Annotated in this window: 20 protein-coding genes; 6 read left to right on the forward strand and 14 right to left on the reverse strand. The window is 45.0% G+C overall.

Features of this window, described 5'->3' with window-relative positions; translation table 11 throughout:
* Window positions 1–191: 191 nt before the first annotated feature.
* Window positions 192–1,958, forward strand: coding sequence for an Rqc2 family fibronectin-binding protein (locus V6W81_RS19655; RefSeq protein ID WP_145045456.1), 1,767 nt, complete (start codon window positions 192–194; stop codon window positions 1,956–1,958).
* A 191-nt stretch (window positions 1,959–2,149) separates the two neighbouring features.
* Entirely contained in the window at window positions 2,150–2,596 is a 447-nt protein-coding gene (locus V6W81_RS19660) for a GNAT family N-acetyltransferase (protein WP_338540128.1), read from the forward strand.
* A gap of 146 nt (window positions 2,597–2,742) precedes the next feature.
* On the opposite strand, the gene V6W81_RS19665 is transcribed toward V6W81_RS19660, so the two are convergent.
* The 8 genes from V6W81_RS19665 to V6W81_RS19700 all read right to left on the reverse strand — a co-directional run bounded on the left by V6W81_RS19665 (window position 2,743) and on the right by V6W81_RS19700 (window position 11,151).
* On the reverse strand, window positions 2,743–3,612 hold the full coding sequence (locus V6W81_RS19665; RefSeq protein ID WP_338540129.1) for a PHP domain-containing protein: 870 nt from the start codon (window positions 3,610–3,612) through the stop codon (window positions 2,743–2,745).
* Window positions 3,613–3,642: 30 nt separating this feature from the next.
* Window positions 3,643–4,551 (reverse strand): selenium metabolism-associated LysR family transcriptional regulator, encoded by a 909-nt coding sequence (locus V6W81_RS19670; RefSeq protein ID WP_145045460.1) that lies wholly within the window; start codon window positions 4,549–4,551, stop codon window positions 3,643–3,645.
* A 132-nt stretch (window positions 4,552–4,683) separates the two neighbouring features.
* Window positions 4,684–5,121 (reverse strand): hypothetical protein, encoded by a 438-nt coding sequence (locus tag V6W81_RS19675; protein WP_056696348.1) that lies wholly within the window; start codon window positions 5,119–5,121, stop codon window positions 4,684–4,686.
* A gap of 213 nt (window positions 5,122–5,334) precedes the next feature.
* Window positions 5,335–5,598: a YlbG family protein gene (locus tag V6W81_RS19680; protein ID WP_056696929.1), complete on the reverse strand. Its 264-nt coding sequence runs from the start codon at window positions 5,596–5,598 to the stop codon at window positions 5,335–5,337.
* A gap of 76 nt (window positions 5,599–5,674) precedes the next feature.
* Complete coding sequence (locus V6W81_RS19685) at window positions 5,675–6,112, reverse strand: YlbF family regulator (protein WP_145045462.1); 438 nt, start codon at window positions 6,110–6,112, stop codon at window positions 5,675–5,677.
* Between the two features lie 180 nt (window positions 6,113–6,292).
* On the reverse strand, window positions 6,293–8,080 hold the full coding sequence (locus tag V6W81_RS19690) for a helicase-associated domain-containing protein (protein ID WP_338540130.1): 1,788 nt from the start codon (window positions 8,078–8,080) through the stop codon (window positions 6,293–6,295).
* Window positions 8,067–9,755 (reverse strand): DNA repair helicase XPB, encoded by a 1,689-nt coding sequence (locus tag V6W81_RS19695; protein WP_338540131.1) that lies wholly within the window; start codon window positions 9,753–9,755, stop codon window positions 8,067–8,069. The genes V6W81_RS19690 and V6W81_RS19695 overlap by 14 nt, the downstream gene beginning before the upstream one ends.
* Before the next feature lie 223 nt (window positions 9,756–9,978).
* On the reverse strand, window positions 9,979–11,151 hold the full coding sequence (locus V6W81_RS19700; protein WP_338540132.1) for an amidohydrolase: 1,173 nt from the start codon (window positions 11,149–11,151) through the stop codon (window positions 9,979–9,981).
* Between the two features lie 209 nt (window positions 11,152–11,360).
* Here V6W81_RS19700 and V6W81_RS19705 point away from each other — a divergent pair, with 209 nt between their 5' ends.
* Both V6W81_RS19705 and ftsW read left to right on the forward strand, forming a co-directional pair.
* Window positions 11,361–11,708 (forward strand): YugN family protein, encoded by a 348-nt coding sequence (locus V6W81_RS19705; protein ID WP_056696340.1) that lies wholly within the window; start codon window positions 11,361–11,363, stop codon window positions 11,706–11,708.
* 13 nt (window positions 11,709–11,721) lie between these two features.
* Window positions 11,722–13,002 (forward strand): putative lipid II flippase FtsW, encoded by a 1,281-nt coding sequence (gene ftsW, locus V6W81_RS19710; RefSeq protein ID WP_056696338.1) that lies wholly within the window; start codon window positions 11,722–11,724, stop codon window positions 13,000–13,002.
* A 117-nt stretch (window positions 13,003–13,119) separates the two neighbouring features.
* Here the strand turns inward: ftsW and V6W81_RS19715 are convergent, their stop codons facing one another.
* Window positions 13,120–13,482 carry an Asp23/Gls24 family envelope stress response protein gene (locus V6W81_RS19715; protein ID WP_056696336.1) on the reverse strand — a complete coding sequence of 121 codons (363 nt, stop codon included), beginning with the start codon at window positions 13,480–13,482 and terminating at the stop codon, window positions 13,120–13,122.
* A gap of 238 nt (window positions 13,483–13,720) precedes the next feature.
* Here V6W81_RS19715 and cax point away from each other — a divergent pair, with 238 nt between their 5' ends.
* On the forward strand, window positions 13,721–14,791 hold the full coding sequence (gene cax / locus V6W81_RS19720; protein WP_145045470.1) for a calcium/proton exchanger: 1,071 nt from the start codon (window positions 13,721–13,723) through the stop codon (window positions 14,789–14,791).
* A 250-nt stretch (window positions 14,792–15,041) separates the two neighbouring features.
* On the opposite strand, the gene V6W81_RS19725 is transcribed toward cax, so the two are convergent.
* From V6W81_RS19725 to V6W81_RS19745, 5 genes are all read right to left on the reverse strand, one after another.
* Entirely contained in the window at window positions 15,042–15,335 is a 294-nt protein-coding gene (locus tag V6W81_RS19725) for a YlaN family protein (protein WP_056696331.1), read from the reverse strand.
* 224 nt (window positions 15,336–15,559) lie between these two features.
* Window positions 15,560–15,805, reverse strand: coding sequence for an HPr family phosphocarrier protein (locus V6W81_RS19730; RefSeq protein WP_145045472.1), 246 nt, complete (start codon window positions 15,803–15,805; stop codon window positions 15,560–15,562).
* 96 nt (window positions 15,806–15,901) lie between these two features.
* Window positions 15,902–17,017 carry an aminopeptidase gene (locus tag V6W81_RS19735; RefSeq protein ID WP_145045474.1) on the reverse strand — a complete coding sequence of 372 codons (1,116 nt, stop codon included), beginning with the start codon at window positions 17,015–17,017 and terminating at the stop codon, window positions 15,902–15,904.
* Window positions 17,018–17,284: 267 nt separating this feature from the next.
* Window positions 17,285–18,142 (reverse strand): hypothetical protein, encoded by an 858-nt coding sequence (locus V6W81_RS19740; RefSeq protein ID WP_338540133.1) that lies wholly within the window; start codon window positions 18,140–18,142, stop codon window positions 17,285–17,287.
* 129 nt (window positions 18,143–18,271) lie between these two features.
* Window positions 18,272–20,251, reverse strand: a complete 1,980-nt coding sequence (locus V6W81_RS19745) for a sensor domain-containing diguanylate cyclase (protein ID WP_338540134.1) — start codon at window positions 20,249–20,251, stop codon at window positions 18,272–18,274.
* Between the two features lie 461 nt (window positions 20,252–20,712).
* Here V6W81_RS19745 and rpsD point away from each other — a divergent pair, with 461 nt between their 5' ends.
* Complete coding sequence (gene rpsD / locus V6W81_RS19750; protein WP_056696322.1) at window positions 20,713–21,312, forward strand: 30S ribosomal protein S4; 600 nt, start codon at window positions 20,713–20,715, stop codon at window positions 21,310–21,312.
* Window positions 21,313–21,395 lie beyond the last annotated feature (83 nt).

Below are 21,395 nucleotides of genomic sequence, written 5' to 3' on the forward strand. Positions count from 1 at the left end.
ATATACGCAACCGAGTTTAGCGTCCCATAGGTAGTAACAGCAAAACTACAACCGCCCTATCTTTTGTATACATAGCCCGGTTGCTCGTTTCAGTTAAAGAAGTTGTTCAAACATTGGTCTTTTTGAACACACACTTATAGATGTAGCATCTGGCATGAAGTCAGACGCTCGATAGAGAGGAAGTGGAGAAAATGGCACTCGACGGCATTGTAACCCGAGCCATTGTTCATGAACTACAAGGTTGTATCGGTGGACGTATCAGTAAGATCCATCAGCCTAATGGTCATGATGTCGTGCTCACCCTGCGTGCTCAGCGCGGTAACAGTAAACTGCTCGTATCAGCAAGTCCAACCTATCCCCGCGTGCATTATACAGAAAAGACGTTCCTGAATCCCACGGAAGCTCCGATGTTCTGTATGTTGCTTCGTAAACATTGTGAAGGGGCAATTATAGAGAACATTCGGCAGATTGGCATGGAACGTATCATTCATATCGATGTGCGGCAGCGCGACGAATTGGGAGATGTTTCGGTAAAACGCATCATCATTGAACTTATGGGAAGGCACAGTAATATTATTTTGCTTGATCCTATCACCGAAACTATTCTAGACGGTATTCATCATGTCACTCCATCCATCAGCAGTTACCGGGTAGTCATGCCTGGTTTCTCGTATACTGCACCGCCAGAACAACATAAGAGTAATCCGCTTGAAATTAGCAAAACGGAGTTCGAGAATAGCTACACCGCTGCCGAAGAGGATGCTTCACGCTGGCTCGTGAATGCGTTTAGCGGTCTAAGTCCGCTAATTGCAGGTGAGATTACTGCTCGGGCCGTTGCTGCTGACAGCGAAAAGCTATCTTCAACCGAGGGTGAGGGCCGCATCGAGGCGGAAGCGCTATGGAATGCTTTTGAATCCGTAATGGGACTCGTTAAGGACAATGTCTACACCCCTGTCACTGGCATGAACGCCAAGGGCAAAATGATCTTCTCTGCCATTCAGCTTCAGAGCATTCAAGATGGCGAGAAAACGTATGACACGATCAGCAAATGTATGGAAGATTACTACGGAGATAAAGCCGAACGGGATACCGTGAAGCAAAGAGTAAGTGACTTGCTCCGCTTCCTGCAAAACGAACGAAGTAAAAATATCAAAAAGTTGGATAACCTGAATAAGGATCTACTAGAAGCGGATGATGCGGACAAGTTCAGATTGTGGGGAGAGCTTCTATTTGCCTCGCTGCACCAGGTTAACAAAGGCGACAAAACAGCTCAGCTTGTTAATTTCTATGATGAAGATCAAGCAACCATTACGATCCAGCTTGACCCGTTACTTACGCCGTCCGATAACGCTCAGCGTTATTTCAAGCGGTATAACAAGTACAAGAACAGTCTAGCTGTCATTCATGATCAGCTTGGAAAAACGAAGGACGAGATCGCTTATCTAGACAACCTGCTGCAACAGCTATCCATCGCATCCATGAACGACATTGAAGAAATTCGAGATGAGCTTGTGCAACAGGGATACCTTCGTGACCGTAACAAAAAGGGCAAAAAGAAAAAGAAAAATGATCGTCCTACTGTACATCAGTTCACCTCCTCAGAGGGGATTGATATTCTTGTAGGTAAGAACAATTTGCAGAATGAATATGTGACGAACCGCTTAGCATCCGCTAATGATACGTGGCTGCATACAAAAGACATCCCAGGATCACATGTTGTCATCCGCAGCACTGACTTTGGCGAAGCTACATTGGAAGAAGCCGCACAGCTCGCAGCCTATTTCAGTCAAGCCAAAGAGTCCAGCAGCGTACCTGTGGATTACACGTTTATCCGCCATGTGCGTAAGCCAAGTGGTGCCAAACCTGGTTTTGTCATCTATGATCACCAGAAAACCTTGTTTGTTACACCCAATGAGGAACTGATCAAGAGTCTGCCTTCCACCATCAAAAATGGATAGATCATTACTCATCCTAAATTGAGTGCAAATACAATTAATCCCCTGACCATCCCATGGTTAGGGGATTTTAATTTTTCGGGAATAGACGGGCTTACGTATCAACCCAGATATGCAGTATTGAATTTTTATTCATCAAACAGTATTATAATTCAATTAATATTTTATTATCTTATCGAAAAGAGGGTTATTACATGACTGTTATTATTCGAACTACCCAACCTGAGGATTTAATTCCACTTACTGCACTCATGCATGAATATATAGTAGGATTTTATAACAACCTTTGGCCTGGTGACGAAGCTATCCACCTTTTGATCAACAACCTGCTCAATCATCAGATCGGGGTTCAATTCGTGGCGGAGCAAGATAATCAACTGATTGGATTCTCCACATTATATTTTACCTACAGCACAATGAAAGCAGAACGTGTAGCGATTATGAATGATCTTTTTGTTGTAGAAGCATTCCGAGACAGCGAAGTTGAAACTAAATTATTCGAACAGTGTCAGCAATATACGCGTGAACACGGGTGCCCTTATATGTCCTGGATCACAGCAGAAACCAATGTACGCGCGCAGCAATTATTCGAACGTCTTGGAGCAACGCGTGGTGCATGGGTGAATTACTCAATCACATAATTTTATAATTCAAAAAAAACATGTGAGCACGATGGGTTACCCCCTCATGTTCACATGCCTACAATGATTATTTAACCTGACTATCCATCTTCGGAAAAGAGAAATCATTTCTACGTTGTTCTTAGGCTCTCTTCTCTAACCAACGATCAAGACTCCCTATTGCGCCTCGCTGCTATTTGCAGGCTCTGCAACACGTCAACTGCGACCGACTTGCTGCCAAGATCCCCATGGAAAACCACACCTTGTCTCACACCGTGATAATCCGACCCTCCGGTCTGAATCAAGCCAAATTCAAGAGCAAGGTCAGCATACTTGCGCTCCTCTGCCAAATCATGATCCGCGTGGAACACCTCAATACCGTCGGGTTTCGAGTTCTGAATGATCTCTCGAACAAGCTCGTCATTCCCATACAAACCAGGATGTGCTATAACAGCGGCTCCGCCTGCCTCCCGAATCCATCGGCACGCCTCCTCTGGAGCCACCCGGGGAACGGACACAAATCCCGGCTTTCCTTCTGCTAGATAACGATCAAATGCATCTCGCATATCCGTCGCATATCCTTTGTTTACTAGTACATCAGCCATATGTGGTCTGCCAATGCTCTCATCCGGCTCCAGTGGACGCCCAAGTCCTTCAATTACTTCCTGCCAGCTAATCGCGAGTCCCAGCTCTTGCAGCTTGGCAATAATCCGATGATTGCGCTCCTCACGCGCTTCCCTTAAGTTTCGCAAGCGCTCCAGAAACGTCTTATCCTCAATATTTACATAATAGCCAAGCACGTGAATGTCTCTTCCACCTGCACGAGTACTAATTTCAACGCCAGCTACAACCTTAATTCCGAGTTCTTCCCCTGCACGTAGTGCTTCAGCTACACCAGCTACCGTATCATGATCCGTGAGCGCCACTGCCGCCAAACCTTTATGTTTAGCAAGCTCCACATTGGCCGTGGGTGACTGCATCCCGTCAGAAGCTTGGCTATGAGTATGAAGATCGCAACGTCCGTTAGGCTGATTCATCAAGAACGACTCCCTTCGATATGGCTTGAATTATTGTTGTAACTCGACCTGCTCCTGCTCCCGCAAATAGTTTAGAAAAGCTACCGCTGATAAGGGCAGTAACGAAGATTTGAGATGAATCGCATAGAATTGACGTTTGAATTCCAGTCCACGAATATCGACGATATGAACCAGACCAAGCGCAATTTCGTGTTGAACAGATGATGGTGATAACATCGTTATGCCCACACCGGCCTCAACGGCTGATTTTACCGCACCAGTACTGCCGAGTTCCATGACTACGTTCATGTCCTGAGGATCTATTTTTCTTTTTTGCAGCTGATCTTCCATCACTTGCCGTGTCCCCGAACCCTTCTCCCGCAATACAAATGGATAAGACATTACTTCTTCCAGCTCTACCTCACCTCGCTGAGCAAGGGCATGCCCCGCCGGAACGATCAGCTTCAGCTCATCCTTCATCACAGGCTCTACGATCATATCCGGATGATGAATAGGCGCTTCAATCAAGCCAAAGTTTAACTGGTGCTTCAGAATCTCATCCATGATTTGTGTTGTATTCATGACTTTCATTACGATTGAAATATCGGGATATTGACGAGCAAAAGGTCCTAGCATTCGAGGCAACACATACTCTCCAATCGTCAAGCTAGCCCCGAGCTGTAATCTCCCCTGGAGCTTTTGTGTGAATGCAGACATCGCTTCATCTGTGTGTCTAACCAATTCAACACTTCGTTTCGCATGAGGGAGTAATGTCATTCCCGCCTCAGATAATTCTATTTTTTTGGTGGAACGGTGCAGTAGTTTGGTGCCAAAGTAATCCTCCAGCGACTGAATCTGCATCGTCACCGCAGGTTGAGTCATATGTAACGCCTGAGCAGCCGCAGAGAAGCTTCCCTTTTCGGCAACTGTATAGAAAATGTGTAATTGATGAAAATTCATATCTTCGCCCCTCTTCTGTACACTTACCTCATTGTATCCGATTTCGCGAATTCCAACAAAAAAAGCATGCAGCTTGTCTGCATGCCATGTAGCCTGAATCTATCATTTAAGAAAATGTGAGATCTCCCGATATCACTTATGCTTGCGACTGTTCTTGACTAGAGTCATCCGTCTTGAATGTCTCAGCCACGAATAATACGATTTCAAATCACGTAGCTCAATGGTCTCTGACATACGACCCAGAAACGTAACCACAATCATTTTGTGAAGTGGATTGCCGGCAATATCATATTCTCCTTCAAGTTCGGAAAATTCAGCAACAACAACCAGATCTTCATCAATCAGGTATACATCCTGCTCATTACGGTAGTATGGTGTAATACGATCCTGCTTCAGACACTCCCATAACCATGCCGCAATATGGTCATCATCATTACGTGTCGGCTCAATGCGATCTGCATACCGCATCTTGGCATGATGGGTAATGACGATGTCTGCCACTTTTTTGTCTCCAAGAGCTACGAAAAACGGCTCGTAGGTGCTCCAACGTTGCATCACCTTATCACGCATGGGAATCACTCTCCACCAGATAGGACTTTCTATCTATTTATTACCAAATATATTACAACATAAGTCCCGTAAGCTCAAGGTATATGTTAAGATTTTTTCATAAGACATGTACGATGTCAATTGAATAAAAGAGCGACTCCGAGGAGTCACTCTATATACTTGATGCACCATGAATCATAGATAATCGTTTGTTTTGCGATCATACTTTGATATTTAGATGCCGTAATAACTTGTCTTGTCCATCGTTTTACTTGCGTACTCCGTTTTGATCTCATTCCGATAGGAACGTTCAATTTTGCGCACATAGGAAAGTCGTTTCACATTTTTCATCGTATCTTCAGCACGTTCTGCATTAACATACATCACAACATAATGCATACGACGGGAGATGTAATGAACAGTGCCATACTTTTCTAAATTACGAGCCGCTTTCAAATCACTTACCCAAATAATGAATCCTGTCCTTTCCGCAAACATCTTCTTCCCCCGCCTTTCGATCATGGAGACCGGATGCTCACGCAGTCCGGCCTAATGGATTAAATCAAACGTCACTTTAACCGCAACTGCACTTCCCGCCGCTTCCGCAACCACCTTTGGGATTCGGATCATTGCTTGGAACTTTAATCGTAGTAGACACAGCATAAGCAATCGTCTCAGACATCTGATGCAGCATGTCGTCCAGGGCTTTCTCAGCCTGCTTGAAACGCGCCACTGCCTCAAAACCCTCTAATTCTAGTTCCAACGCTGTAACCTGATCCTTGGCTGCATGGAAGTCTGGATGAAAATGTCCAAAGCGCTGGGTTTCCTCGAATAGCTCTTTCTTGGCATTCAGCTTGCGTATACCGGCTTGAATCTCCGGGTTCGTCTCAACTTGCTGTTTCCAATATAAATAATCCGATACTTCGGCAGATTGGTTAATCATGTCGCCTAATTCATATGCGCCCGTTAACACTTGGGCCATATCGACCGTGTTCAATTCCGCTACGCTCATGAAATTCATCCTATCTATATATAAAGTTCTACGTAAGGTAGATTACATTATCATAGCATATCCCCGATTAGTTAAGAAGCGTTTTTCCTGCAAATAGAAAACAAGGTAACGCAGAGGGTTAAGCTGGTCAAGGTCTATTGATGTGATCTACCTCACTCTTGCCCCATACTAGGCGTCACTTCATTCATGCTCAGGAACAATTAACCGTATGTTACCCCAGTCTCTTGGAGAGAGCACCTGTCGCTCAAAGACATTCTCTCCCCTACTGAAAGTCACCCAACCCGATAATGTCCAGTCACCGTGACCCTCAATCCGATCCGGTATGATATAGACTATATCTTCATTTCGTTTCAGCTCTAGCTTTGTCTGCCATTCAATCGCCTTGGAGGCAATTTGCCGAGCGGTTGATAGGTGGTACTTCCTCCATTCTCTGTGCCACATTTCCGGAATATCCTTATAGCCAGGCCATAGGTTATCTCGTTCTGTGATCACATATGGTTCATCTTCTTCCTCGTAAGTTTTATCTGCTGTGTGTATAATTCCCTGACTTCGTACATTTAGATTGACGGCTGATTCATCACCCTGGTGTGCCACTTCTAAAGTGGAGTCACTTGAGTTAATCGGTTTAGCTAAATGTTCTTCCGGCACTTGTCCCCATTGCTGCAGCGCCAAGTGCACATGTTCTGGAATGCCAGTCATGGCATGATTATTCAAGAAAAGAACGATCTGATCCAGCGGAAAGCCAATCCTTACCGCTTTCATTACCGATTCCTTTGTAAGCCGGTAAATACTCATTCGATCACGAGTCACAAGCTCAGCACATAGCGCAAGTCTCCAGCGGACATGCGGAGGTGCTTCGGGGGGAAGCAAAATCTCAAAATCAGGCTGTATAAACAGTCCCGATTTCTCTTCTTCTAATCTTTTATCATGTAGCGGATGAACCGAGCAGCATAAATCGGTCGGCGGAACTAACCAACGATAAACCGCTTCACCTGTCGCATCATGACCTACTTCGCCGAACCCCAAGCCTACAAGAGCTCGTAACCAGCTTTGAACAACATGGAGAGACGATAAACTCTTTGGATTGGAATTCTCGCATCTCAATAGATCTTGTTCTTCGACCTGTAGCTCGTCACTCCACGGAAGCAAAGGTCTTATAGGAAACCACTCATTCATTGCGGGTGCAAGTATGAGCAATCGAGATCGAAAATGCTGAGCATATGGTTCGGACATTCCGTAACGTTTTGCGCAAATGTTATAAATTTCACAATACATAGATGACCAAGATCGATTAATCCAGGCTTGCAACTGTTCATTGGATATGAACACGTGTTTATCACTCTTTTCAAGCAAACCTAAATGCAAAAGCAAATCCAGTACGATGGCGATATGAACAGGATATACCTCTGGATCATCATAACGAATATGCAATGCTTGAAAATGACTTTCGTTTAACGCAGTTATGTTACATAATTGTCGAATCGATTTTTTATGTATTGTACCTTTACTGGTTAATGGCAAGCCCTCATGTATGATCCATGCCATAAGATGAAGAAGTTCAGCAGCAATATCCACTTCGGCCTCATAAAGCACCTGTATGTGACCCTTTGTTATCATTTCAGATCGCTCAACATGCTGTTCACCTACTGACCCATCATGTGTATTTCCAGCACCAACTTTAATGGCAAAAACTTCAGTCAATTGGGGAAGCAGGACATTAGGAATATAGTACAGATGCTCCCCCCAGGTTTTGCGAGTCGTTTTGATCCAACCCTTCTGCCTAAGACCGATTAGAGCCATTCTGGCTTCGGCACCACTCAATCCTTCTGTTACCCACACTGCGGAAGAAAACTTCGGAGAGAAAAAGGCTGCAGCATGCTGCCGAAAAAGAGTACTTAGTACAATTTGCTCCGCGGATGATAGGAGCTCTGTACTCCATTGCACTTGTTGTGTGTTATGATTCCGCATTGGTTAGTGCACTCCTTTCACGAACAATCGCATATTCATAACCCTGCTCCACCAAAAACATCTGCCGCCGCAATGCAAACTCTTGTTCCTTGCTGTCCTCGGATACAAGCGCATAAAAATATGCTTTATTATCTCCTGGCTTAGGTCTTAGAATTCGTCCCAAACGCTGTGCTTCTTCTTGCCTTGAACCGTAACTACCCGATATTTCCAAGGCAACAGCAGCATCAGGCAGGTCAACAGCGAAGTTCGCTACCTTAGAGACAACAATCGTTTGAATCTCGCCGCGCCGGAATGCAGCAAACCATTTCACTCGTTCTTGTTGTGACATTGCACCAGATACGAGAGGAGCCTCAATTTCCCGGGCAATGGTCTCCAGTTGATCTAAATACTGCCCAATGACGAGTGCCGGAAGACCTTGATGATGATCTAAAAGCCTTCTAATCACATCTAATTTAGCCGGATTCTCAGCAGCTAGGCGAAACTTGTGCTTCCCTTCTGCCTCCAGATAGGTCAATTTGAGTTCAGGAGGTAACGGAATCCGTATTTCCTGACATTTCACATCTGCAATCCAGCCCTGCTGCTCTAGCTCCTTCCAAGGCATGTCGTACAATTTAGGGCCAATCAGCGAAAAAACATCTTGCTCACAGCCATCTTCTCGAACCAATGTTGCCGTCAATCCCAATCTTCGAGTAGCTTGAATATCCGCTGTCGCTCGGAATACAGGTGCTGGAAGCAGATGAACCTCGTCATAGATGATCAATCCCCATTTCCGTTCACTAAGCAGTTTGATATGGGTAAAATCAGCGTCCTTGGACTTTCGATGAGTTAGAATCTGATACGTTGCCACAGTGATTGGCCTCACCTGCTTTTTCTGACCTGAGTATTCGCCGATGAGTTCTCCAGTAATCGTTGTCTTGCGCTGTAATTCTTCGATCCATTGTCGTACCGATGTTGTGTTCGAGGTCAAAATAAGACATTCACATTGAAGTCGTTCTAATACCCCCATACCAATAACCGTTTTGCCTGCCCCGCAAGGTAATACCAGCAACCCACTTCCACCCATCCCTTCGCTACCCTCGAATGCTTCTATCGCTCTTTGCTGATAGGGACGCAGCTCAAACGCATCATCGTCGTCTGTCTTCTTCCAGCCAAAATGAAGCTGTGTTCCTTGACGATAGCCTGCATAATCAAGAACCGGATAGCCTAGGCGAGTGAGTTCCTGCTTCAACAACCCACGCTGTTCTCCTCGCACGATGAATTCCTCAGGTGCAGCACGTTCCATTCGAAAGGCCGCAACTGTTTTCATCATGGATAATTCATTCAACAGCTGCTCATGGTCTCCAACTAGACGCATATTCTCCTGATCTTGATCCCAGTGCAGCTTCAGCCTGCCATACTGCTCAACTATTCTCCGAATATCTTGTATCAGCGCTGAAGGCACAGTCCAACGTGAAATAGACTCCAAGCTATGGATAATGCGATCCGCATTCCAACCAATGGCCGCAGCATTCCACAGGGATAAGGAAGTCATCCGATACGTATGGAAGCCAGCCGGGGTTTTAATGAGTTCAGCATACATGCCGATCTGTGATCTAGCTTGTTCAAATTGGGGATGACCTACCTCAAGTAATAGGGTAAAATCCCGTTGGACAATACAGGCACCTGAAATTTCCATTACACACGCCTCCTAACTGCTGTTCTGTTCGTTGCTGAATGGGTATCACATGCATGACAAAAAGCCCAGTCCCGGTAAGCTCCGAAAATGAACCTTATGAACCTACTACCGATCTAGATCTCAAATAAAAAAAGAGCATCCTATGTTTAAGGATGCCCAATGAGTTGGTTAATCATTCTATAAGTGCGTGTTCAAAAAGGACGGTGGACTTTATGAACAACCTCTATAATTCAGCCGTATAACCTGTCGCCATCGCAATAAACAGCTTAACTGCATGCTGCATCGCATCTTCATCAAAGTCAAACTTCGGATGATGGTGCGGATAGATTGCGCCTTTATCTGGATTGCCTGCACCAACAAACATAAAGCAGCCAGGAATCTGCTGTAAATAATAAGCAAAATCCTCTGCAGGCATGATCATTGGTGAAGCTTGTACATTTTGTGAGCCAAATACATGCACCGCTTCTTGGAAGAACCGTTCTGTTTCCCGCTCATCATTAACAACTGGCGGGTAACCCATGATATATTTGATATCCGTCTTAGCTCCATAGGCTGCACCCGTCTGAGCCACCATGGTGTGAATGCGTTCTTTCATCCCCGATCGGGTCTCTTCATCAAACGTTCTGACCGTGCCACTCATTTTACAGGATTCCGCAATAACGTTCTGTGCAGCTCCAGCTTGCATTGTACCAATTGTCAGCACCGCCGGTCGCAATGGATCGACGGAACGACTAACTACCGTCTGTAATTGCATCACCAGTGCTGATCCTGCCACCAAGCTGTCTACAGTCGACTGCGGCATCCCCCCATGACCACCTTTGCCTGTGATCTCAATATAGAAATCATCCGCCGCGGCCATCATTGATCCCGCCGTACTCGCGGCAACACCTACAGGTAGAGGTGTCCACAGATGAATTCCATAGATGACATCTACGCCATCAAGCCCACCGTCGGCAATGACGTGAACTGCTCCGCCAGGCAATAGCTCTTCTGCTGGTTGGAACAGAAAACGAATCTCTCCTTTAATTGCAGCCTTATTACGACTGAAATACAATGCTGTTCCTAGCAGAATCGAAACGTGTCCATCATGACCACATGCGTGCATGGCTCCATCTTTTCTAGAAGCATATTCTATATCCTTCTCGTCTTGGATAGGCAAAGCGTCCATATCAGCTCGAAGCATGACTACAGGACCTGGCTGATCTCCGCGGATCGTACCGATAACTCCATGCCCCCCCACATGACGCTTCACTTCCACGCCAAAGCTCTCCAGCATATCTGCTACAAAAGATGAGGTCTTCTCCTCATGAAAGGAAACTTCAGGATTGCGATGAAGATGACGGCGCCACTCCACCATATGGATTTGCAGATCATCCCACCATATATTATTTGTCATATTTCCTCATCCTTTCGCTCTCGATCGGTACTTTCATCAAGCCCGAACCTCTCACTTCAAACCTATTGCAGTATATTGTAGCAGAATTGGAAGAAAACCGATATGAACAAGCCCTTGAAAGCTTGCACGGGAAGGGGAAACATACTATCATAAACTAGAGAAACAACGAGAAATTATACTCGGAAGCTTATGAGGAGGATCAAACGCTTATGATATTTGAGAATACAGGCTTAGACGGCTTGAAAAGCGACTTGGCATACCTGGATGAGAGCGCCGAGAAAGTCGGATTTGTCCGGTGGCAATGGGAGTATTACCGTGCTACATATGACTACAAAATTGAAGATGAACTTACTAAATCGGAATACTTTGTACGTATTAATACCCGTGTTGTGGATGGCAAGCTTGAGAAACCAGATTCTGTTCTTTCTGTAGAAGCAGTCTATCTTGGAAAAGCGACTTTCCCGCATGGTCTGGATTATGACACTACCGTTCCACAGCCAGTCGTGAAGCTGGCCGCTCAAAAATTACAGCAGCTCAAAGAACTGCTGGAAGCTTAGGTTGGGCTGAGCGATGAAACAACAAACAGCCCAAACGAAAACGAAGAGAGGCACGCCGGATTTCCAACTGCTAATCCTCACTTTATTGTTGGTGGGCTTTGGACTGGTAATGGTATTCAGCTCCAGTTCCAGTATTGCAATTGCAAGCGAACGCTTCAACAATGATCCCCTGTTCTTCACGAAAAAACAACTTATGTGGGCGCTCATTGGTGTAGTTGGTATGTTCTTTGCTATGAATATTCGTTTTAATAAGTACAAGAAGCTGTATGCGCCTTTTTTTCTCTTCACGACCGTCATGCTACTGCTTGTTCTCATTACGGGTAAGGTGCTCAACGGTGCTCGAAGCTGGATTCATATTTTTGGTTTTAGTGTTCAACCAGCCGAATTCGCCAAAATCGCCATTATTTTGTATCTCGCTGCGCTAATCACCAAGAAAGGCGAACGCTTTAGAGATCTTAAAACTGGTTATTTTCCTGTTCTTATCATTGTAGGTTTCGTTGCCGGACTCATTATGCTGCAGCCTGACTTCGGTACGTGCTTCATTCTCGTCTCCACGTGTGGTTTGGTGATCTACGCAGGCGGTGCAAGCATGAAGCATATTATGGGTTCAATTCTGCTCGTTGTCTTAGGAGGGGCGCTGGCTTTTGGAGCCAACGCCTTGTTCTCCTCTATGTCTTCGCCAGATGATGCGACAAGTACGGTAACAGAAGCCAAGACGAACTATAAGATCGGACGGATTCAGGCATTCCTTAACCCGCTCTCTGACCCTACCGATGGAAGCCTTAACCTCTATCGCTCCCTTGTAGCGATTGGAGATGGCGGAATTACGGGTTCAGGAGTTGGACAAGGTACAATTAAATTACATTACCTGCCCAATGCATATAACGATTTTATCTTCTCCGTTATTGGTGAAGAGCTTGGATTCTTAGGAAGTACCTTGTTCCTACTTGTCTATCTCTACTTTATCTGGCGAGGCATCATTGTGTCTCTTCGTTGTCCCGATCCATTTGGTACATTGGTCGGCATTGGAATTATGGGACTCATCGCCATCCAAGCCTTTATTAACATTGGCGGTGTTACTCAGACCATACCTGTAACAGGGGTCACGCTTCCGTTCATCAGTTATGGAGGTACGTCACTTTTCGTTATGATGGTCGCCATGGGCATCGTGCTCAGTATTTCACGCACCAATAATCTGGACGTCATCAAGGAAGAGAGAACAAAGTCCGTAACCGTACAGACTCGAACCTCTCCTGCCCTTCGTTCAAGAGAAGCGATCCGTCGTATTCGATAATCAAAGAACGTAAAAAAAGACTTCCCATCCATTATGGATAGGAAGTCTTTTTTGTTGAGTTTCACTTCGTGAGCGGAAGCTCTTCGGATAAACACTCTACGCTGGAAGCCGATCAGCTTATACGTCGTCGCCTTTGAAAGATACACCTTCTACCTTCACATTAACTTCGACAACTCGTAATCCCGTCATGGTCTCTACCGCTTCTCTCACATTCTGCTGAAGCATGCGGGAAACTTCATGAATCGGTGTCTCGTACAGGACGATGATGCGCAGATCAATGGCTGTTTCCAGCTGGCCGACCTCAACGCCCACGCCTTTCTGTACGTTTTTACCGCTGAGACGTTTGGCCCAGCCCTCTGACAATCCTCCAGACATTGCGGCAATCCCCGGTGTCTCAAGCGCAGCCATTCCGGCAATTTTCGCCACCACGTCGTCAGCAATCCGGATGTTACCGCCATCTAGTTGAAGTTGTTCTGCCATGCCACATCCTCCTTCACTTCGTTAATCGTATTTTAAATCCTTTCCACCCCAAAAAGCAAATTAAACTCAAAAAGTTGCGTTTACAACCTACTATGATTTGGTTATATTGAAATATGAAAATAATCTCATAATCATTTCGTCACCTTTTCACAAGATATGGCATGATTCGAATGATTATGATGACCAACATGTGATCACGTGTTGCAAACCAAATAATATGTAACCGAGGTGTGTGTTTGTGAGAAACCGGATTTCATCCATTCTGCTGATTGTTACTTTTGCACTCAGCGCGATTGCCCACTACATGAAATGGGATTCGATTCTACAGTTTGTGATTTCAGCCATTTCGGTTATTTTTGTCGCTGGTTTTTTAGGCAAAGCTACTGAAAATGTTGCCCACTATGCCGGACAGCGGCTGGGTGGGTTTTTGAATGCTACCTTCGGCAATGCTGCCGAGCTGATTATTGCGATCTTCCTCGTTAAAGAAGGACTGTTCGACATGGTCAAAGCCAGTCTGACGGGCTCCATTATCGGAAACCTGTTACTTGTTCTAGGACTGAGCATTTTCGCAGGTGGACTCAAGTTCAAAATCCAGAATTACAATGTTTCGCTTGCAGGCCTAAACGGCTCCTTGATGATTGTAGCTATCATCGCTTTATTCATTCCCGCCGTGTTCCTTAACACCCATTCTATCACTCAACAAGACACAAATACACTCAGTCTTATTGTTGCGGGACTGTTGATTGTGGCCTACATTGCTTGGTTGCTGTTCTCTATGGTCACACATAAGAAGTATCTTGCCGATGTCACGGTAGACGAGGATGAAGAACTTCCACATGAACATGCACCTGAATGGTCGAAGAAAAAAGCAATCCTGTATCTCGTATTGGCAACGGTTATGGTGGCCTTTGTCAGTGAGTGGCTAGTTGGCACGCTTGAAGTATTTACAGAGCGATTCGGACTGAGTGAGCTATTTGTCGGTGCGTTCCTTGTTGCTATCATTGGTAATGCAGCGGAACACAGTGCAGCCATTATGTTAGCGATGAAAAATAAAATCGGTGCCGCAGTAGAGATTGCGGTCGGCAGTAGCTTGCAAATTGCATTATTTGTTGCACCTGTGCTGATTTTTGTCAGCTACTTCACAGGCAGAACAATGGATATTGTATTTACCACCATTGAACTTGTCGCGATCGGTGTATCCGTGTTTATTGCCAAGTCGATCACGCAGGATGGTTCAACGAACTGGTATGAAGGCTTGCTGTTACTTGTGGTCTATATCATCCTTGGGGTGTCATTCTTTCTGGTATAAAATAAAGCACATAAAAAAGGTAGCTAGGTGATGTTTTCACCCAGGCTACCTTTTTTACATCCGTTCACACAGAAGTTCCCTTCCGCTCTCAGGCTGCGGTTAGTTAACTACCCTTGGCATCAAGCTGAGCAGAGGACTACGTGCTACGTGCTGTAACTGCACACATTAGCGAGAAGAAATTCCAAAAGAGCACACAAAAAAAGCATGCAATAACCTGCATGCCTTCTATTCTGACCCGCGCATATGCAGGCTATTGCTCATTCTTTTTGTTCAAGGCTTCATATAGAATCGCCAGATTCCGCTCAAGCGCGCTAACCATCTGCTTACCAGCACCTTCTGGAAGGAGACCTGCACGAACAGCAAAATCAACTTCTTTGGAGAACCCATACATCTGTGTATCCAATACTTCCTCATAGAGAGGGCAGTAGCGGGTAGCCAGATTCTCCATCTGTACTTCAATAAGCTTCTGTATTTTATCTGCATCTTCTTGAAGAAGACTGATCGCTTTCAAATTCAGCTGGTCCTGCAGATCAGATGAAGTCATGCATTTTTCCCCCCTATGTCCCAAAAATCGCGTAAAGACGTTCTATCTCTAATATTAGACGAAATCAGTAGGTAATACAAGAACCTGACCAAAATATCCGAACAAAGTGAGTGTCTTTGGGAGTGCTTATTTCAGATACAGCGCAAGGGGCTTTTTGTGTGATTCAGCTCAGTATACAAAAGAAGCACCCTCGCCACCACTGGCGAAGGTGCTTCTCATAACCATTACTCCGATGCGATCTTTACATTCAGTCCATGCTTAGCAAACACATCAGACATGGCTGCTTTGGCCTCATCGGCATCTGGACCATGAACATGCAATTCATAGCTATGAGTGCTGATCAGTGTTGTAAACAATCCCAAGATACTTTTCACATCGATATACTTGTTGTCTGAATGAAGCACGATTGAAGAAGTAAACTTGCCTGCTGTTTGAGCAATTTCCACTACAGCCGCGTTATTACTCGACATAGGAATCCCTCCGTCTTTTCACTTTTGGTATCATCTATTAATTACCACTACATGATACCGTGAATCCGCTTTCCTAGCAACAGCAAAATACTGATGCTACTTCAAACGGTCTGGATTCAGGCATTCCAGCTCAGGAATAACGAAAATACCGTCTTTCCGGATCAGTACATCGTCAAAATAAATCTCTCCACCGCCGTAATCTGGACGTTGAATCAATACCAGATCCCAGTGAATGGATGAGCGGTTTCCATTATCTGTTTCTTCATATGCCTGCCCTGGTGTGAAATGCAAGCTACCCGCAATTTTTTCATCAAACAAGATATCTTTCATGGGGTGAAGAATGTACGGATTGAATCCAATGGCGAATTCACCAATATGACGTGCACCATCATCCGAATCCAAAATATCATTCAGGCGCTCTGTATCATTGCTTGTCGCCTCAACAATTTTGCCGTCTTTGAACGTGAACTTAATATTCTCAAACGTAACACCATTATACAGTGTTGCCGCGTTATAGCTGATCGTTCCATTAACGGAATCCCGTACAGGAGCACTATACACTTCCCCGTCTGGAATATTTTTTTGACCAGAGCACTTCACAGCACCGATATCCTTGATGGAGAAGCTGAGGTCTGTTCCAGGGCCTGTAATCCGAACTTTATCCGTACGGTTCATTAGGTTAGCCAATGCATCTTGCGCTTTATCCATTTTGGCATAATCAAGGTTACATACATCAAAGTAGAAGTCTTCAAATGCCTCTGTACTCGTATTCGCGAGTTGTGCCATACTTGCATTCGGGTAACGCAATACAACCCATTTGGTATGCTTCACACGCTGCTCGCTATGTACAGGATGAGAATATAATGAATTATACATTTTCATCTTCTCTTCAGGTACATCGGACAGATCGTTGACGTTCTCGCCCGCACGAATCCCGATGTAACAATCCATTTGTTTCATCCGGTTCAGATCAATTTCTGCCCATGTTTTCATCATTTCTTCCGTTGCATTCTTGAGCATTGCACGTTGTACCGTTCGGTCAGTCAACTGCACAAATACGTTACCGCCCTTTTTCCCTACTTCCTCAACCACAGCGTTGATTAAGTCACGCTCGCTTCCGATCATTTCGACCAGAACGTTCTCGCCTGGTTGTACATCTACAGAGTAACCGACCAAGTTAGCGGCAAGCTTCTGAATTCTTGGATCTTTCATCTTGTATAATCCTCCTGTCATGTGTCATTCATAATTGAACAACGGTAAATTACGATACTATTGTAGCACGCTACCGTGATCCCGTCAGCAAGCAACCCGTAACTAGGGCTTGTCTTACATCACACTGAAGAGCTTCTTTAACCGCTTTTTCCGCACCACTGCGTCACTTTCTCTTAATGCCCCCCGGTACGCCTAAGAAAAGGTTTCTGACTTTGAGCATAATTTCAGCATAACTGCTGCTTTTGAAGCTGTAGCAAACTCCCTTGTCTACTCATAAGCTCCAAAGTTTACATCTGTAACGAGAGCTTCTGTATTCTTTTTATTATTCATATCCCGATAGCTAACCTGACTTTCAGATGAGAGCCGAAGAGGCAAGCTGGTTTTGCGATCGACGGTAAGATGGTACACGGTCTGCACACTAGCTTGCTTCATCATCTTATCCATCGTTACCTCCCCCTGCTCCCATACACGTTCCAGCTCCTGCTCAAGCTTCGCCTGGTTCGTGCCTCCGATTGCTTTTGCCTTCCGCATGTACTCCTCTCGCATAGCACTCATCTCAGCATCCAACTGTGTCGTAGCCCATGCCTTGGCATCCTCAGGCTTAAGCTCAATACGCAGAATCTGTGTGCGTCGTCCTCCGCCGTATTCCGATTTAATCGTTTTATTCATACGGTCAATATTCTCTAGCTGTGAAATCGGGTTATAACGAGACAGCGCCCCACGTAAAGGCTCCTGATCATTAGACAAAGCCATCCATTGCCCCTTCCTCCGCTGAAAGGATGCACTGAAACCCCCAGGTTGCTCGGCAGGAAGCACAGAGGTTGCGCTCATCTGTGTACCTCCGGAAGTGGTTACGCCGGGAAGCCGGGTCTGCAAAGTCAGACGGTTATGATCTTCCAATTTGCCTGCAAATTTGAATTGGTTCTCAAACACGCCGTTGCTCTCACGCCGCAGTCCTGCCTGACCCTCAAAACTGAGCTTCTCCTTGCCAGCAAGTCCGGATAAAGCAAGCGAAAAAATCTCCTCTGGCGTTTGATCTTTCTGTATAAATCCGCAACCTGGTGTGCAGATCAGTATCAAACTCAAAATCAGTAACATTACGCGTATATTCCGATAACTAACCATGGCTACCCCCACCTTTTTTGTCAAACGTTCTCCATAGGCTACCCCTCCGTTAATGACTTATACTGTGTGACCCACAATCTGTTCGCATAAAAAAAGAGAGAACGACTCCGACTTCGGAATTGTTCTCCCTTAACGTGTAACTTCTTGTTCTTCTAATACGATACGGTTACGTCCTCCGTGCTTAGCTTGGTAGAGAGCCATATCTGCACGATAAAACAGCGACTCAACACTCACCTTTTCATCCATCCAGCTCCACTCCGCGATACCGCTTGAGACAGTCACCGATGGCCTTGTCTCTTCCGACACCCGGAGACGTATCGTCTCGGCATATTCAAGAGCCTGTCGTATCCCCAATTGAGGCATATAAATCGCCAGCTCTTCACCGCCCCATCGGGCACATATATCCTCTGGACGAACTGAACTGACAACGATGTCACTTACCTGCTTAAGCACCTGATCCCCGGTTTGGTGTCCAAATGTATCATTCACTTGCTTGAATTGATCGATGTCAACCACAATGAGAGAACCACAGAACTCATGCGCCTGCCGTTCATGAATAACGTTATCTAGATAATGACGAACATATAAACCTGTCAGCATGTCCAGATTGGCCAAACGTCGTACTTCGGCATGGAGCGTTGCATTGGTCAGCGCAAGTCCCATATGAATCACTAACATCTGCAACAAACGATAATTATCGTAAGAGAAAAATTGCTCCTGAGTATGCCCGAGCATGATTACACATTTCACTTCACCGTTCACCCAAACTGGTGACGCAATCAGAGATAACGATTTCGTTTGCTCCATAAATTGAGAAGGAAATGAAGCATGTTGACGATAGTTAGACATAATAAGCGGCTCTTCCGACTGATACAACGCACCGGCAATACCGTAATTGTTCGGATATGATTGGCGCCGTAGCTGATGAACGTTAGAGGACATCACTTCAAATTGGTTGGTACTATCATTCAACTGGAGGATACAGCATGATTCAGCTTGGAATATACCAAGCATCTCTTGTTCAGCAAATTGAAAAATTTCCATCAGTTGAAGACTTTTATTCAAACGTTGTGTCAAATCGTTAATTAGACGAAGTTCCTGGATAAGCATATTGGATTGTTCATGCAATTTCGCATTCTCGAAGGCTGTTCCCGCCGTATCTGCCATCATCGTAATCAATTGCAGATCCGACTCCTCCATGAGCTCATCATTCATTTCAATGTAAAACACACCATAAATGCCCTGTTTACCTTTGAGAGGTAGCCCCACCTCAGTAATTCTATTCTCCCCATCGATCGATCGAGCAACAATCAGTCGTCCTTCCATAAAAGAACGTACACAGATATCCTCGCCTCGTTCATGAACCAATAAAGGCTTGATCCGGGCGTTAGAGCTATTCTGATCCTGAGACATAAAAAGCGTAATTCGCATCGTTGGATACAAATAATCCATACTACCAAACACTTCATCCAATATCGTATCCACATCCATGTTGTCGTGCATCCGTTGAACAATCTGGAAAAGTATTGATCTCCGATGTTCTTCTCGTGCCGTTTGCTCATGAGCATGCAATAGATCCGTCATGAATATGTATTCAAACCTGCGGTAAAAACAAGTCCGATAATGTGATGCCTCAGATCGAACCAAGGCTTCTGACGTTTCATATGGATTAGGTTCGTAGACCAATGCAGTGAATACAGCGAACATATCCTTATTGCTTCTAGAATAGAGAGGAAGGGCAAGCAAATGAAACTGACCATGTTGATCACTGCTACGCAGGGTTTGTTCTTGTCCCGTTTCCAGACATCTTAATACGGTGAGACTCACATCCATACTTACGGCATCCTCATATGGATCTCCCACCTTAACGCCTTCAGTATTCCATACATTAAATTTCATCGCTGCATGGTCTTGTGCGGGGCTGCGTTGTTGCTGCCAATCGGCAAAAGCCTGTTGTAGCAGGCTCCCCAAATATGAAAAATCAAAAGGTGTGATATCCACTTGCTGCATCCAGAGCGCATGCTCGTTATGAAGAGATGCAGCAGATGCGGGATCGCCCGAACTTGGCGAGTTCAAACTGGCTGGTAAACTTCCTAGATGTTCTAACATGTCAGGCGCTCCTTTGCACCGTTTTTGCATCTCATAGATGCATTAATCTGCATAGGTTATCGCAAACCTGCAAATTCGTCTGATAACCTTACAGCATAAGTTTATTTAAAGTTAAGATAGAATCTATTTTACTCTCTTTGCAACTTTTTTGCATCCATAGTTCAGAAAATTGTCCCATTATTTTAGGCCTAATGACCTATCGACAAATTTAGACGTTTTTTTCTTTTATCTTAACCTTGACTTTGTTTCTCCTAAACTGTAATATGAATTGTTGATGAAGACTACTAAATGGGTCTTTAAATTTGGGCATTACCGGTTGTGTCACCCTCATTCTTTTTGTTGCTTTCAGGACAGCGGCTGAACTCTCCTGATCGTCCTATGCGTGGCTGAGCCCGCATCAACAAATTGGAGCGCAAACAGAGCCCTATATGAACTTTAACTAAAAAGGAGCTACTTTAAACATGGCACGTTACACTGGTCCTAAATTTAAATTGAGCCGTCGCCTCGGCATTTCCCTTAGCGGAACAGGCAAAGATTTGAAACGTCCTTTCCCTCCAGGTCAGCACGGAGCTAACCAACGCAGAAAAATGAGCAACTACGGTATGCAGTTGCAAGAAAAACAAAAACTGCGTCACATGTACGGTTTGGGCGAAAAACAATTCCGCACTCTGTTTGCTAGAGCGCAAAAAATGCAAGGTATCGCGGGTGAAAACTTCATGTTCTTGCTTGAGTGCCGCCTTGATAACCTCGTTTACCGTCTTGGATTTGCTAACTCCCGTGCAGGAGCACGTCAGTTGGTATCCCATGGTCACATCACAGTAAACGGTAAAAAAGTCGACATCGCTTCTTACCAAGTAAGCACTGGCGACGTAATCAGCTTGCGTGAAAGAAGCCGCGGTTTGTCTTCTGTTAAAGAAGCATTGGAAAACCGTACGCATCTTCCAGCATACGTTGAATTCAACGATACAGCAGTTGAGGGTAAATTCATCCGTCTGCCTGAGCGTTCGGAATTGTCCCAAGAAATCGATGAGAAACAAATCGTCGAGTTCTACAACCGTTAATCGTTGCGATTACATTAAATCTTCAAATAAAACAGCTGTCGAGATTTTCTCGGCAGCTGTTTTTCTATGTTTTTGACTAAGCA

It is taken from the genome of Paenibacillus tundrae, from assembly GCF_036884255.1.
In the GTDB taxonomy this organism is placed as follows: domain Bacteria; phylum Bacillota; class Bacilli; order Paenibacillales; family Paenibacillaceae; genus Paenibacillus.

Coding starts and splice junctions, on each gene's coding strand:
- V6W81_RS19715 (WP_056696336.1), bottom strand. CDS start 13,482: ATGGCAGAACAACTTCAACTAGATGGCGGTAACATCCGGATTGCTGAC.
- V6W81_RS19690 (WP_338540130.1), bottom strand. CDS start 8,080: ATGCGGAATCATAACACACAACAAGTGCAATGGAGTACAGAGCTCCTA.
- V6W81_RS19740 (WP_338540133.1), bottom strand. CDS start 18,142: ATGGTTAGTTATCGGAATATACGCGTAATGTTACTGATTTTGAGTTTG.
- V6W81_RS19670 (WP_145045460.1), bottom strand. CDS start 4,551: ATGAATTTTCATCAATTACACATTTTCTATACAGTTGCCGAAAAGGGA.
- V6W81_RS19745 (WP_338540134.1), bottom strand. CDS start 20,251: ATGTTAGAACATCTAGGAAGTTTACCAGCCAGTTTGAACTCGCCAAGT.
- V6W81_RS19655 (WP_145045456.1), top strand. CDS start 192: ATGGCACTCGACGGCATTGTAACCCGAGCCATTGTTCATGAACTACAA.
- V6W81_RS19685 (WP_145045462.1), bottom strand. CDS start 6,112: ATGAGCGTAGCGGAATTGAACACGGTCGATATGGCCCAAGTGTTAACG.
- V6W81_RS19680 (WP_056696929.1), bottom strand. CDS start 5,598: ATGTTTGCGGAAAGGACAGGATTCATTATTTGGGTAAGTGATTTGAAA.
- V6W81_RS19705 (WP_056696340.1), top strand. CDS start 11,361: ATGATATTTGAGAATACAGGCTTAGACGGCTTGAAAAGCGACTTGGCA.
- rpsD (WP_056696322.1), top strand. CDS start 20,713: ATGGCACGTTACACTGGTCCTAAATTTAAATTGAGCCGTCGCCTCGGC.
- V6W81_RS19665 (WP_338540129.1), bottom strand. CDS start 3,612: ATGAATCAGCCTAACGGACGTTGCGATCTTCATACTCATAGCCAAGCT.
- V6W81_RS19695 (WP_338540131.1), bottom strand. CDS start 9,755: ATGGAAATTTCAGGTGCCTGTATTGTCCAACGGGATTTTACCCTATTA.
- V6W81_RS19675 (WP_056696348.1), bottom strand. CDS start 5,121: ATGCGTGATAAGGTGATGCAACGTTGGAGCACCTACGAGCCGTTTTTC.
- ftsW (WP_056696338.1), top strand. CDS start 11,722: ATGAAACAACAAACAGCCCAAACGAAAACGAAGAGAGGCACGCCGGAT.
- V6W81_RS19730 (WP_145045472.1), bottom strand. CDS start 15,805: ATGTCGAGTAATAACGCGGCTGTAGTGGAAATTGCTCAAACAGCAGGC.
- V6W81_RS19700 (WP_338540132.1), bottom strand. CDS start 11,151: ATGACAAATAATATATGGTGGGATGATCTGCAAATCCATATGGTGGAG.
- V6W81_RS19735 (WP_145045474.1), bottom strand. CDS start 17,017: ATGAAAGATCCAAGAATTCAGAAGCTTGCCGCTAACTTGGTCGGTTAC.
- V6W81_RS19725 (WP_056696331.1), bottom strand. CDS start 15,335: ATGACTTCATCTGATCTGCAGGACCAGCTGAATTTGAAAGCGATCAGT.
- V6W81_RS19660 (WP_338540128.1), top strand. CDS start 2,150: ATGACTGTTATTATTCGAACTACCCAACCTGAGGATTTAATTCCACTT.